Raw genomic sequence first — 12,764 nt, 5'->3', positions numbered from 1 at the left:
CGGGCGTTGGTGTAGGAGCGGGTCTTGGGATCTCCGGCAGGGAGCCGGGTCAGGCGGCCACGGCGGGCAGCCCGATGGGGGCAGTATGGTCGAACGGGGCCAGGGTCTCCAGGCTCATGTACCCGCTAGGTCCTGGAGGGACGGGGAGATCGTCAGGCTCGAGGAGCCGGCGGGCAGGGGCGAGGTGGCTCGGAGAGTGTAGCCGTCGGGCTCTAGATTCCAGGTCAGTGGCTGCCCGTCCACCTGGATGGCGCCGGTGGTGGCTACATCCGGGCGCTCGGAGAATTGGATCTCCAAGTGACCTTCGTGGACGACCACTTCCTCCACCTTCGGCGGCGCGGTGTCGTGGAAGACGGCCGGCGTGCCGGCGCTGGCGTCCGGCCAGGAGAAGCTCAACGCGAAGTCCGACGCCGGCTCGTTGAGAAAGAGATCGGCTATGGCCTGGGAAGCCAAGTGCAGATCGACTGGAGTTCCTGCGGCGGGCTCGGTGTCCGGCGACAGCACCAGCCGGCGGCGGGCGAGGCGGCCCTGCGTCACCGGGCGCTCGGCGGTCGTTAGAGATATGGTGGAGCCTGCGGTCAGGTTGCCTATTCCACCGGAGGTCAAAGCACCTCCGCCCGGCGCTTCGGGCACGGTCAGCCGAATCTCCCCGGCAGCCAAGCCCTCCTCCAACCGCTCCGCCGAAACTTCCTCGGAGAACTCGACCCACAGCGCGCCATTCTCCACCCCTACCTGCACGACGGACGTCGGCGTCAGGTCTGCCCGCAGCCACTGCTCCGAGCCATAGGGGGAGTAGTACGCATCTCCGACCCGCTCGCCTCCGCTGCCGGAGAGCACCACCAGATTGCCGGTTTGGTCGTAGAGCGGCTGATAGAAGGACTCCAGAGAACCGTCACCGTCGAGGTCGGTCTCCAGGGCGACGATCTCGTCCAGGTTCCGGCCGAAGATCCGGCGCTGGTAGAGCTGGCCGTTGCGCTGCTCCTCCACCGACTGCCAAACCGACCACGCCGTCGTCTCCGACGGACCGCCCGGGAAGGTCTTGCCGACCCGGCGATTGAAGGTGTCGTAGCTGTAGGTCGCCAGAGTCGTGGAGGCCAAGTCTCGGACCTCGGTCAGGCGGTTGCGGAAGTCGTAGGCGAAGCGGAAGTCGCCTTTCCGCACCAGATTGCCGTTGGCGTCCCACTCCAGCACCTTGCCGTTCGCAGAGGCCGGGCGATTCCGCCCCGAGGAGTCCGGCGGCAGCTCCGTCACCGTTGCAGCGGACTGCGTGCGTTGACGTAGGGTCAGGTTCTGGGCCGGGTCGTAGCCGAAGTCGAAGGAGAACTCTTCGCCTACGGTCGCAGGAAGGAGTTCAGCAGTGTTGTTCGAGACCGTGGCCACAGCGTCCGCTCGCTGCAGGACCTGCGCCAGTCGACCGGCCGGGTCGTAGCGCATCTCGAAACCGGCTCCCCCGAGGTCGTCACGGGTCGTAGCGGTTCTGAGACCCCGCGGGCTCCAAGAATGACGTTCCCCCAGCAGCAGATCGCTGGAGGTAGTGAGAAAGCTGCTCTCGATCAGTCGCCGTGCACCGTCGTAGGAGAAGCTCCCATCGAGACCGTTGGCCAGGTTCTTCTGGGCTACCAGGTCCACCCCCCGGTAGCCATAAGTCGCCTGAGGCGTTACGGTTCCCCCGCTCTTCGGTCCCACGACCTGCAGGCGGTTCAAGGGGTCGGGGGTGCGGCCGAGGGTGAGGCCGGAGGGGTAGCTCAGCTCGACGGCATTGCCCACGGCGTCGCGCTGGTAGCCCACGGTGCCGGCGGGGCCGGTCTCGCTGAGCAGCCGGCCCAGGGAGTCGTAGGTCAGGGTCGTCGTCACCGTACCGTTGGGAGTCGGGCCACTGGTGGTCTGGACCAGGCGATTCAAGGCGTCGTAGGTGTAGGTTTCCGTCGTCGGGCCGAGGACTCCGGTGCCGAGGGCCACGGTGCGGGTGGTGAGGCGGCCGGCGGCGTCATGGCTTTGGGTGACCACGGTGCCGTTGGCGTCGGTGAGGGTCGCCAGCAGATCCGCACCCTCGTAGGTCATCTGCCGCTGGGTGAGATCCGGGTAGGTGACGGAGGTGACGCGGTCCAGAGCGTCGTACGCGTAGGTGGTGCGCTGGTCGAGGGCGTCCACGTAGCCCGTGCGCCGGCCGGCGGCGTCGTATTCGAGGATCTCGAGAATGCCTTCCGGCCGCTCCACCCGGGTCAGTCGATCCAGCCCGTCGTAGGTGAGACTGGTGGAGTAGCCCTCCGCATCCATCACCAGCCGCACCTGATCCCGCGCGTCGTAGGTGCTGCGGGTGCGGTTGTCCAGGCCGTCCCGGCCCTCGATGCGGCGGCCGGCGGCATCGTAGACGAAGTGATCCGTCACCACCTTCGGCGCCCCGTCAGGGACGGTCTCCCGACGGGTGACGGTGCGGGGATTACCGGCGGCATCGAGGGTCAGCTCGACGACGTTGCCGGCGGCGTCGGTGGTCGAGGTCAGGCGCTCGGCGGCATCGTAGGACCAGGAAGTCTCCCGGCCCAGAGAATCGAGGGTGGACACCAGGTGATCGGCGGCATCGTAGCCGTAGCGAGTCTCTACCACCTGGCGCCCGGAATAACCTTCGGAGGGAGTCCACAACGAGGCCTGCTCGATCTCCGGACGGCCCAGGGCGTCGTAGACCCACGCGGATTCCGTCAGCGGTTCCGCCGGGGTCCCGGGTGCCCAGCGGCGCTGTCGAGTAACCAGGCCGCCATCGTCGTAGCTCCAGGTGGCGCTGTTGCCCAGTGGATCTTGAGCCGTCGCCGGGCGGCCGTAGCCATCGTAGGCCTGCGCCCAGACTTCGGCGCGGGCATCGGTCACGGCGATCCGCCGGCGGTCCTCGTCGTAAGAGAAGCTCTCCTCCACTTGCTCGGCGGTTCCTTCGCCCCGCTGCACTCGCTCCAGAAGGTTGCGGGAATCGTAGTGGTAAACCGTCCGCTGCCCCTCTTCGGCCAGGTGGGCGACGAGGTTGAGAGCGGCGTCGTAGGCGAAGGTCTCCTCCACCTCCGGACCGCCGGGCTCGACCTCTCGACGACGACTCAGCACCTCTCCGAGGGATCCGTAAGCAAAGCTCTCCCGGGTCGCGCTCTCGCCGTCGAGGCCATAAGGCCGATGAATCTCCAGCACCTGGCCAGCGGCGTCGTGAAGCCAGCGCGTGGTGTAGCCGAGAGCCGGCTGAGAGGCGGCTCCCTCCTGAGTCCCGGAGGCAGCACGGGTCGACGCCACCAGCCAATCCGCCTCGTTCCACACGCGGGTATGACGGGCACCCCGGGGGCCCACGACCGCCGTGACCCGGCCCAGGGCGTCGGTCTCGTAACGAGTGATGAGGGCGAGACCGTCGGGGTCCGCCACCACCTCGGCGAGATAGCCGGCCTCGGGACCGCTTGGGTGATAGCCGAGGCGAGTGAGATTCCCCCTCGGATTGACGATCTCCAGCGGTTGACCGTGATCGTTGTAGACCACCGAGGTCACCCGCTCCACCGCCGACCCCACCGCCTGCCGCAGGCTGGTGACCAGGCCCCGGTGCCGCTGCCATTCGGTCACCGTGCCCCGCGGATCGGTGAGCCGCACGGGCTGGTGGGTGGCGGTCTCGTAGTCGATGCAGGTCAGCAGCTCCGAGCTCGAACCGTTGGCGCCGGCGGTGTTGCCGGGCTCGGGTAGCTGGCGAATCTGGGTGAGATCCCCCCGACCTCGCCGGCTCGTATCCGGGGCACCGCCCCCACAGGCGGTCTGATAGGTCCACTCGGTCACTCGGCCAAGAGGAGTGGTGCTGCGAACCGGCAGCCCCTCGCCGTCGTACTCCCAACTCCACGTCCGACTGGCGGCATCGAGATAGCTCACCGCCTGCCCGGAAGCGCTGTGAGTCCAGGTGGAGACATGCTGGCGACGATCCGTCACCGCCGCAGTACGAGCACCGAAGTCGTAGGCGATCTGCACCGGATCCCCGGCGAGGCGGTATTCGGTGACCTCGTCGGAGCGGCCGTCGCCGTCGGCATCCTCGAAGTCCACCTCCAGCCAGGTCTCCGCCCGCGGGTCGGTGTCCGAGGTCAAGTTGTCGCGAACGGTCAGGCGCGAGGCCAGGTCGCCGGTGCTCTGCTCATAGGAATAGGACACCGTGCGTCCGGAGGGGAAGAGAGCATCACCCACGGTGACCGCGGGCAGGGTCACGGTTTCCAGCCGGCCTTCGAGGTCGTAGTCGTAGCTCACCCGGCGGCCGGTGAAGTCTTCCAGCTCAGCCAGTCGGCCGGCGGCATCGTAGGTGAAGCGCAGGGTTCTGTCCAGGGAGTCCCGCACCCGCGCCAGCCGGCCCGCCAGGTCGTAGGTAAAAAGCATCTCGTTGCCGGTGTCGGAGCTCTCCTTCACCGCGTCCGCCAGGCGGACGAGACGGCCGTAGACGTCGAAGGTCTCCTGAGTGCCGTCGGCGTGGTGCAAGAGCCATCCCGAACCTGCTCCCGAACCTGCTCCCGAACCCAAGGCTTCGAGGGTGACGAACCAGCCCGGCGGCGACCGATAGCCGGCAGTGCCGTCGGAGCGAGTCTCGGGCTCGAAGGTCTCCCGACGGCCGCGGCCGTCGTAGAGCTCGACGCCGCCATCCGGCAGCTCCCGCAGCCGCCGGTGATAGGAATGCTCCCATCCCGGCCCCAGAGGACCGGCCCCGAGGGTTTGATTGCGGTAGGTGCGCACGAAGGAGAAGTCCAGGCCGCGGCCCGCCACCGAGAGGTCCACCGCCGTACGGGTCATTTCCCCCGAGTGGAGCAGGAGGCCGACATCGTCGCCGCCGGCGATGAGTGAAGGATTGCGCGAAGGTTCCTGGCGCAGCGACGGCGCCATCTCCCACCGCACGCTGGCCACCTCGATCTGCGCTGCGTCGAGACGCTGAGAACCGTAGACGACTTCCAGCGCCGAACGCAGAGCCGGCGACCAGCGCACCGCCAGACGGTCTCCGGAGAGCACCTCCCGGGCGGAGCCACCCACTCCCGCCGCCGTAGCGTCGCAGCGGCGGCAGGCGCTCGCTTCGGCGGCGGTGCGGCTGAAGCTCTGAGCTGCCCGCAGGTCCGCCAGCGCCACCACCTCGTCGGAGAGGTAGAGGTTGTAGCCATCCTCCCAGGGATCGTCCGCCAGGCGCCGCAGGACCAAGGCGTCCGCTCCCGAAAGGGCCGTGGGCGGCAGCCCCGCCAGCAGTGCAGGATCCCCGGCACCGGCCATCTCGAGACCGCCAGGGCCAAGGGCGAGCACCTCGACGGTGGTCTGGGGCCCGAGGCTTCCGGGCAACCGGGCGCGCACCCGGAACGAGGCAGGAAGCTCCCGGGCACCTTCCTGGGAAGTCTCTGCCTGCGAGGCTTCCAGTGCGGTGGGGACCCCCAGGGGCGCCAGCCGCGGGACCACCACAGCGGGGTCGTCGGCGCGCACCGCCTGGAGCTCGGGGCCGTCCAGCGCAACGCCGGTGAGCTCCTGGCTCTCACCACCGGCGAAGGCCAAACCCAACTCCGGCACCAGCAGCGCTGCGGCGTCGGTGCCGCCGCCCAGGAAGACGGTTTCCACGATGCGGTCATCGCGGCCGTCGCCGTCGGCATCCTGCAGGCCGACTCCGCCGGGGCGATGGAAGTCCACCACGTGCAGCGTGCCGCCGGTGGTGGAGACCAGGATCTGGCGCCGCAAGCGGTCCACCGAGGCCGCCGCAGGCTCGCCGGCGAGGGGAATGCGGGCCACCGTCCGCAGGTCGTCCCGATGAGTGGCGTCGAAAATCATCAGACCGCCGGTGAGGTGTGTGATGAGCAGGAAGTCGCGCTCCTCCACCGACTCCTCACTGCCGTCTCCGTCCCGGTCCACGGCCACCGGGTAGTTCTCCACCACCTCCAGACCCACCACCCGCCGGGAGCCTTCGATCTCCACGCACAGCTCGTTGAAGAAGGAGATCTGACCCGGATTCGTCACGTCGCTCTCCAACATCGCCAGGCCCCGGAAGCCCACCAACCCCGCCGCAACCAGCGGGTGGGGATCGCCGGCATCGGCGAGAGTGCCCAGATCCACCAGCGCGCTGCCCAAGCCTTCCACCGGCTGGCCGCAGAGTCGCAGATCCGGGTCGCCAACGCCGTCATACCAGCTCAGCACATCGGCGTTGGCGGGCAAGCCATCACCGTCCAGAGGGCTATCGGTCTCGCCGTAGAAGGTGTTGACGTCGGCCACCGCCACGCCGGCGCCGAGGATCCCCAAGTAGGCGAGGCTGCGGCGGTTGCGCAGAAGCTCCAGCCGGTCGCCTGCTAGGGCCTGGAGGGTCACGGCGAACGAGCCGTCCGCCGCCGCGTCGACCCGCTCCCAAGTGCCGGTGGTGAGGTTGCGTAGGGTCACCGGCAAGCCGGCGCGCAGGGCGTCGGGGTCGGCGGCCACGGTGATGTCGAGGCCGGGCCCCGGAACCGCCGGGCTGGAGGTCACGGAAAGCTCCGCCGGGGTGGCCTCGCCGGCGCGCCAGGTGTAGCGGTCGTCGTCGGAGAGAACCGCCAACTGCTGGGGAACCCCCGGTGGATAGGTCAACCCATCGCCACCGAGCCGATCGGAAACGAGAGTGCTGCCGCGGAAGGCGGCGGCGAAGCTGGAGGGGTCCCCCGGCACCAGGCGCAGGGGGTCGAGGATCTTCAGCTGCCCGGGGGACGCCACCCCACCACCGGCGGCGAAGACCCTGCCATGGGGATCCACGGCCACCGCCCGCACCGCATCACCGTAAGGGAAGGCGAAGGCTGCGCCGGCGGCGACATAGTTGACCAGCGCTCCGGGAGCGGACGCGTCCACCACCACCAGCCCCTGGTCCTCGGCGGCGACGAAGAGCAGGCTTCCGAGGCGGGCGATCTCGCTCACCTGGCTGACCTCGGGCAGGCCGGGGAGCACCAGGCTGCCGAGCACCTGGAAGGGCAAGGTGAGGCTCTCGCCCCAGCCGGCCTCTCCCGCTCTCGCCCCCAGCTCCGGCAGCAGATGCAGGGTGTAGTCGCCCACCGGCCAGCCGGCGGCGGGACGCAGGCGGAGGCTTCGTCCATCGCCCAAGGCCTCCACCTCAGCCGCGATGCGCCGGCCCTGATCATCCCGCACCTCGAGGCCGGCGTCTGCCTCCGCCACCGTGCGGTTGAAGCGCAGCAGCAGATGTTCCCGGGGAGCCAGCGAGCCCCCCACGGCGAGCACGAACTGCTCACCTCCGGTGGCGCTCAGGGAGAAGGCACCGGTTTCCGAGGCCTGCGCCGTCAAGCTCTGGCCGCCGTCGAGCTGAACCAGCCGAACCACCGCGAAGGGCGCCGCAGCTCCTTCCCCAGCGGTGAAGGTCACCGTGGCGCCGGCGATGGTCAGCTCCAGACCGGGCGCGAGGACTACCGCCTCCCCGTCCACCGGCGCCAGGCGCTCCAGGTCGACGGCGTGGAAGGCCAGAGGAGAGCCGCCCACCGGGGTCGCCGACGGTGGCGCCGGCAGAATCGAGGGGGGGAATTCCACCACCTCGCCGGGGGCGGGAGCCGTCAGGGTGTCCTGGTAGAAGCGATAGCCGGTGGCCAGCTCTCGGCCTTCCAGCGACAGTCCTTCCCCGCGCCGCCCCAGGAGCAGCACCGCGCCGGCGGAGAGCTGGCGGTAGAGGTCGCCATCCACCACCGCCGCCAGGCCCTCGATCTGAAGGTTGAGGAAGAAGGCTTCCAAGCCGCCGCCGGGGAACGGCAGAGCGACGAAGTCCAGGAGCGAGGCGGATTGACGCACGGTGTAGAGGCCGGAGCGCCAGAGGCCCGGCAGATAACGCCATCGATCTTCCGCCGTAGCCGGCTGGAAGAGGTTCTGGGCGGCGCCCAATGACTGCAGCGACAGCATCGCCGCCGAGCCCGACGCCGCCAAGCTCGACGCCGCCCAGCGCTCCTGGGCCCGCCGCTGCCAGAGTCCGGCTTGCTGGAGAGCAGCTTGGCCGGCGGCGAGCCGGTTGGTGAAGGTCCCACCGTCTCGCACCAGCAGATCCTGGAGCATCCAATGAGGGCGGTCCTGGATGCGTACGGTACGGGTGAGGAGCAGCTCGTCCGCCGTGGCGCCGGCGGGCTCGGGCAGAGTGATGAAGAGGGGCTGCAGGGCGGTGGCCCCTCCCAGGTCGAGGGAAAAGGCCGCCAGACTTTCGAAATCCGCCGGAGCCGGAGCCGGTGAGGCATCGGCGGCGAGGACCGCAGCGGTCACCACCGTGGGCTCGGAAAAAGTTCCCGCCTCGATCTCGACATCAAGATCCTCGAAGGTGGTAAAGCGCGCCTCCCCGGTGCCCACGAAGGCCCCCCGGCCGTCCCGGGTTTGGAACGGCGTGAGCAGCACTACGGTCTCGTTCACCCCGTCCGGCAGGACGTGCAGCAGCAGGGTGTCCTGGAGATCCGCTTCGATATCGAGGGTGAAGGAGCCGTCCGCCGCCGCGGTCACCGACGGCGTCGCCGCCAGCCGCGAGGTGTTCTCCACGAAGACCAGCGCTGTGGCGGGCACGGCTCCGGAGCGCCCCAACACCCGAGCCAGGCCGGCGCCGTCAGGTTCCAGCAGGTGGACTCGCCGCAGATCCAGCTGGGCGTTGGTCTCGATCTCCAGCACGGTGAAGGGCACCGTCACCGCCTGCGCCAGCCGATGGCCCTGGAGATCCCGCACGGCGGTGTTGATGCGCACCTCGTAACCCGCTCCCGGAATCAACGTCGTATCCGGAATCAAGCGCGCCAGCGTTCCCTGGAGCTCCACCACGGCGGGCACCGGCACGCCGTCCTGCAGCAGCTGCAAGCCCGCCGCCAGGGAGGCCGGAGCCACCGCCTCGGAGAAGCGCACCGTCGGCTCGATGCCCGGCGAGACGTCCTCCGCCCCCGCCGCCGGCACCGTCTCCAGCACCGCCGGTCCGGTAACCGCCACCTGCAGATCCACCGCCAGCCGCTCCCCCGCCGTGGCGGGGTGGGCTGCGGCGGTGCCCTGGTCCAGAGTCCGCAGGTCGAGGGCGAGGAGAGCCGTAGCTCCCAGCCCCGCCGGCAGCACGTAGGAGCCGTCCGCCGCCGAAATCTGCACCCACGGCGCGGTTTCGGCGCTCACCACCGCACCCTCCAAGGGCAGGCCGGCGGCGTCCAGCACCAGGCCGTGGAAGAAAGCCAGAGGAGCCAGCGGCGCTCCATCGAGCTGCACGAAGAGATAGAGACCGGCGCGGCGCACGGCAGGCCAGGGCAGTGGAGACGGGTCCGCCGGATCCGCCGCCGCGGTGGTCCAGCCTCCGGCAGTGGCGTCGAGAAGCGTCACCGGACGGTAGACGTCCCCGGAGGGCAGCCGGATCAGCTCCAGCAGCAATGCCTCGTCCCCCGGTGCCGGCGCCTGTCCCAGCTCCAGGCTCAAGCTCGCTGGGATGGTCAGCTCCGCGCCACCGAGATCCAGCTCCAGGGCTCCCAAGAAGAGAGTGCCGTCGGGGAGAGCCAGCGGCAGCTCCGCCCCCCCGCGGCGCTCGAGGGTCACCGCCGCCGGCTCCGCGAGGGCTCCCGCCGGCACGTCCACCCGATCCCCCTGGGCCGTCGACGCGGTGCCGCCGGCGGGGCCCAAGACGTCGCCGGCCACCAGCTCTCCGGCGTAGCGCCGTACTTCCACGCTCTCCACTCCGATCTCCAGGGGCAGCGAGCGGGCGGTGGCAGACGGCTGCAGCCGCCAGCGGGAGCGAGCCGACCCGGCGGAGTCGCGGAAGAGCACCAGATCCGCCTCGAAGGGAGCCGGGCGGCGCACGGTGCCGTCCAGCAGGGTCAGCTCCTCCCGCACCTCCAGGGTCAAAGGCGTGCCGCTGGGGACCTCCTCGGTCCAGCTGTAGGTCACCGTCGCCAGGCTGGTCTGGGCCGGCAAGACCACCGCCGGGGCAAAGTCCAGCTGGGCACCGGTGAGGGCGGTCCCGTCGGGAGCCGCCGCGGCGGGCAGGGCCGTGCCGAGGACCGGCGCCGGCGGTGCCGTGGAGCCACCGTCGGCCTCTACCGCCGCCCAGGCTCCCTCCTCCCCCACCGCCACCGTCACGCTGCCGCCGGCCACCGTCGCCGAGCCTTCTACCCGCCATTGCAGGGTTCCGAGGTCCAGGAAGACCACGGTGAGGGTGGCTCCGTCACCGCCCTCCACCGGCAGCTCCAGCGTGGCGTCGGCGCTCAAGGGCTCGCCGCCGAGATCTACCCAGGCGCCCCCCCGGGGGGACCAGCCGTAGGGTAGGAGCGCCGGCAGGGCCTGCTCTTCCAGACCGGTCACCGCCACCGGCGCCGCTTGGGCCAGGGCACCGGCAGGCAGATCGAGGCGGAGGCTCCCTTGGGCATCGCTCCAGGCTCCGCCGGCGGCGTCGAGCACCACCGCCTCGGCGGCGGGCTGAAGCCGGGCGTCGAAGATCTCCGCCCCTTCGCTGGCGGCGGAAGTGGCGCGCCGGAAGGCCGGGGTGTAGCCCGCCCGCAGCAGCAAGAGGTCGTGGCTGCCCGCCGGAACCGGCAGACTGAAGCGGCCGTCCTCGGCGGTGGTCTGCTCGGGCGCCGGCGCAGGATGGGGCACGCCGTCGGTAGTACTTACCAGCGCCGTCGCTCCGGCCAGGGGACGGCCGGTGGCGGCATCGAGAATGCGACCGGAGACGAAGCTGGAGCTGACCTCGCCGCCGAGGATCGCCGAGTAGGGATAGGCCAGGACGTTGCCCGCCAGGTCGAGGACCGTCGCCGCCACCGCCAGCCGCACGGGCTCCGCCGGCAAGGAGGCGTCGGCGATGAACAGAGCCCCGCCATAGCCTCCGCCGGAGGCGTGGGAGGGCGTCACGGTACCGGCCACAGCACCGGCGGCGGAGCTCACCGAGACGGCGCTGGACAGTCCCGCCCCTTCCACCACCTCGCTGAAGAGAATTTGCACCTCGTCCCCGGCCCGGCTGGCACCCACCACCCGCGGCGCCGTGCAGTCGTGCACCATCGGCACCGCCAGGACGGCGGAGCGATTGCCCGCCGCATCCATCGCCGTCAGCTCGAGGGGGTTGCTCTGCTCCGGCAGCAGCGACACCGCCACGGAGAAGCTGCCGTCGGTACCGGCGGTGACGGCGGCCTCGGCGGCACCACCGGCGACCTCCACCCGAGCCCCGGCCTCGGCGCTACCCTGGAGCTGGATCTGAGGGGCGCAGAGCGCAGCGGGAGGGGCGCCGGTGAGGCTCGGAGCCGCCGGGGCGGCCTCGTCGCCGGTGGTGAAGGTCAGCGTGCGGGGATCCGCCAGGCCATTGCCCGCCCGGTCGGTGAGCCCCGCAGCCGGCGTCCACTGCACCTCGGTGCCGGAAGGCAGCGGCGAGGAGGGACGCACAATGAGCACCGCCCCTTCCAGCGTACCCTCGGCGGCCAGGTCTTGCCCCTGGACGGTGCTCAGGCTCCAGGCATCGGCCGCCGTGACAGCCAGAGGCTCGGAGAAAGTGAATTCGAGGACCGCGTCTCCCGGCAGAGCCAGCGCGCCTTCCGCCGGATCCACCGTCACCAGCTCCGGCGCCTGCGTGTCGCGGTGGACCAGCCGGGTGTGAGCTCCCTGGTTGCCCACCGCGTCGACGGCGCGGGCGATGAGGCGATTTTCCCCCTCCACCAGCGGCACCGTGGCACTGAAGGCTGTCCCGTCGAGGGCGGCGGCGACGCCGTTGACAGTGACGACGATCCCCGGCTCCGAGGCCACCGTTCCGGTGACCGAGACGGTCTCCGTGGGCCAGAAACTACCCTCCAACGGCGTCTCGAGGGTGATCTCCGGCGCCTGGGCGTCGCGGATCACGGTCACCGCGGCGGTGGCGCTCCACCCCAGCGCATCCACGGCGGTGGCGGTGATCTCGTTGACCCCATCTGCCAGCGGCACCAGCGCCGACCAGCTGTCGCCGCTGAGGGTCGCCACCACGCCGTTGACGGTGACGGAGCCCGGATGGGCGTCGGCGAGGGTGCCGGAAATCCACCGCTGGGCCTCCGGAACCACCGTCCCCGGCGCCGGATCGGTGATGGCCACCGCCGGAGCCGTGGCATCCAGCACCACGGAGCGGCTGGCTTGGGAGGAGTTGCCCGCCGCGTCCGTCGCCACCGCCGTCAACACCGTCTCCCCCTCCGCCAGGGGAACTCCGCTCACCGCAAAGGTGCTGCCGGTGACCTGGGCCGCCAGGCCGTTGACCCGCACCTCCAAAAGGTGGGGATCGTGCACCGTGCCCACCACATCCACCGCCGCCTCGGCGTGTAGCGATGCCGCCGCCGGCTGTCCGATGCTCACCGCCGGCGCGCTGATGTCGATGCTGAAGGTGAGGTTGACGACGGTCTCGTTGCCGGCGTCGTCGACGGCGTTCACCGCCAGGCTGTGAGCCCCTTCGGCGGCGACCTCGGTGCCGGAGACGAAGCTCTGGCCGTCGAGGGTGAGGGTGACGGTGACCGGGGAAGCGTCGGTCACCGTCACCGCCGGAGTCACCGCCGTGGCGAAGAGCTCGCCGTCGGTCAGCGGCGCGCCGGCGTGCAGCACCTCCACCACCGGTGGATCCACGTCCTGCGCCAGCGCCGGAGTGGGCAACCAGCTCAAGGCCACCAGCAGAGCGATCCACAGTGCCGCCGCCCCCTGACCCCCTACCAGCCCGGCTCTCTTGCTCGATCCCGCGCCGGCCAAGGCCCGCTCCATTTCAAATCTGCTCATCACGCCAGGATCCTCTTCTCTGTTGTGCTGCTGGCCGTTCCACCCACCGCGCCGCTGCTCTTCCTGCCGCCTCGTCC

At 70.6% G+C, this 12,764-nt stretch carries 1 protein-coding gene; it reads right to left on the bottom strand.

Features of this window, described 5'->3' with window-relative positions:
• Positions 1–114 precede the first annotated feature (114 nt).
• On the bottom strand, positions 115–12,687 hold the full coding sequence (locus SX243_12805; GenBank protein MDY7093844.1) for an Ig-like domain-containing protein: 12,573 nt from the start codon (positions 12,685–12,687) through the stop codon (positions 115–117).
• Between the last annotated feature and the right edge of the window lie 77 nt (positions 12,688–12,764).

It is taken from the genome of Acidobacteriota bacterium, from assembly GCA_034211275.1.
Taxonomy (GTDB): Bacteria; Acidobacteriota; Thermoanaerobaculia; order Multivoradales; family JAHZIX01; genus JAGQSE01.
The sequence above is the reverse complement of the archived record's forward strand: the minus strand, read 5'-3'. Positions and strand labels throughout refer to the sequence as shown.